General features: G+C 60.1%; 2 protein-coding genes. Both read left to right on the top strand.

Going from position 1 to position 1,883, the window contains the following annotated elements; all coding sequences use genetic code 11:
* The first annotated feature begins 26 nt into the window (after positions 1-26).
* On the top strand, positions 27-485 hold the full coding sequence (accB, locus tag ACRESJ_RS22570) for an acetyl-CoA carboxylase biotin carboxyl carrier protein (protein WP_431759901.1): 459 nt from the start codon (positions 27-29) through the stop codon (positions 483-485).
* 17 nt (positions 486-502) lie between these two features.
* Positions 503-1,861, top strand: coding sequence for an acetyl-CoA carboxylase biotin carboxylase subunit (gene accC / locus ACRESJ_RS22575; protein WP_431759902.1), 1,359 nt, complete (start codon positions 503-505; stop codon positions 1,859-1,861).
* Positions 1,862-1,883 lie beyond the last annotated feature (22 nt).

Genomic DNA, 1,883 nt, shown 5'->3' on the forward strand with positions numbered 1-1,883 from the left:
GACCGACCCTTGGGAGTTGATGATTCATGGATATCCGTAAAGTTAAGAAACTGATCGAATTGCTGGAAGAGTCCGGCATCGACGAGCTCGAGATCAAGGAAGGCGAAGAGTCCGTACGCATCAGCCGCCACAGCAAAACCCCGGCTCAGCAGTATTACGCACCGGCCCCAATGCCTGCTCCGGCTGCCGCGCCTGCCGCCGCTCCGGCTGCCGCTGCCGCACCTGCTGCTCCTGCCGCGCCAGCGCTGAACGGCACCGTTGCCCGTTCGCCGATGGTTGGCACTTTCTACCGCAAGTCTTCGCCAACCTCGCCATCCTTCGTTGAAGTTGGCCAGACCGTGAAGAAAGGCGACACCCTGTGCATCGTTGAAGCCATGAAGATGATGAACCACATCGAAGCTGAAACCAGCGGTGTGATCGAATCCATCCTCGTTGAAGACGGCCAGCCGGTTGAGTTCGACCAACCGCTGTTCACCATCGTTTGAACCGCGGAGAGCCTTTGATGACTGCGAAGTTGGAAAAAGTTCTGATCGCTAACCGCGGTGAGATCGCCCTGCGGATTCTGCGTGCCTGCAAAGAGATGGGCATCAAGACCGTCGCCGTTTACTCCAAGGCCGACAAAGAGCTGATGCACCTGGGCCTGGCAGACGAATCCGTCTGCATCGGTCCGGCATCGGCTGCCCACTCCTACCTGCACATCCCGGCCATCATCGCCGCGGCCGAAGTGACCGGCGCTACCGCCATTCACCCAGGCTACGGTTTCCTTGCGGAAAACGCCGACTTCGCCGAGCAGGTCGAGAACTCCGGCTTTGCCTTCATCGGCCCGAAAGCTGAAACCATCCGCCTGATGGGCGACAAGGTTTCGGCCAAGCACGCGATGATCGAAGCTGGCGTACCGACCGTTCCAGGCTCCGACGGCCCGCTGCCGGAAGACGAAGAAACCGCTCTGCGCATTGGTCGCGAAGTCGGTTACCCGGTGATCATCAAGGCCGCTGGCGGCGGTGGTGGTCGCGGCATGCGCGTTGTGCACAAGGAAGAAGACCTGATTGCCTCGGCGAAACTGACCCGCTCCGAAGCAGGCGCGGCGTTCGGCAACCCGATGGTCTATCTGGAAAAGTTCCTGACCAACCCACGTCACGTGGAAGTCCAGGTCCTTTCCGATGGCCAGGGCCATGCTATCCATCTGGGCGACCGCGACTGCTCGTTGCAACGTCGTCACCAGAAAGTTCTCGAAGAAGCGCCGGCACCGGGCATCGACGAGAACGCGCGTGAGGAAGTCCTCGCCCGCTGCGTCAGGGCGTGCATCGACATCGGCTATCGTGGCGCAGGTACTTTCGAGTTCCTGTACGAGAACGGTCGTTTCTACTTCATCGAGATGAACACTCGTGTCCAGGTAGAGCACCCGGTATCGGAAATGGTCACCGGCATCGACATCGTCAAGGAGATGCTCAGCATCGCCGCCGGCAACAAACTGTCGTTCACCCAGGATGACGTCGTCATCCGCGGTCACGCACTGGAATGCCGGATCAACGCCGAAGACCCGAAAACCTTCATGCCGAGCCCGGGCACGGTCAAGCATTTCCACGCTCCAGGCGGCAACGGCGTTCGCGTCGACTCGCACCTGTACAGTGGTTATGCCGTTCCGCCGAACTACGATTCGTTGATCGGCAAGCTGATCACCTACGGCGCAACCCGTGACGAAGCCATGGCGCGCATGCGCAATGCGCTGGACGAAATCGTGGTCGACGGGATCAAGACCAACATCCCGCTGCACCGCGACCTGACCCGCGACGAAGGCTTCTGCAAAGGGGGCGTGAATATTCACTACCTCGAGCACAAGCTGGCTGGCGAGAAGCACTAAGCTTCGAACCCATCGACAAAGC

Origin of the sequence: Pseudomonas sp., assembly GCF_050739655.1 — a bacterium.
Taxonomy (GTDB): domain Bacteria; phylum Pseudomonadota; class Gammaproteobacteria; order Pseudomonadales; family Pseudomonadaceae; genus Aquipseudomonas.

What these genes read in the sequence shown, in the direction of transcription:
- accB (WP_431759901.1), top strand. Translation starts at nt 27, where the DNA reads ATGGATATCCGTAAAGTTAAGAAACTGATCGAATTGCTGGAAGAGTCC.
- accC (WP_431759902.1), top strand. Translation starts at nt 503, where the DNA reads ATGACTGCGAAGTTGGAAAAAGTTCTGATCGCTAACCGCGGTGAGATC.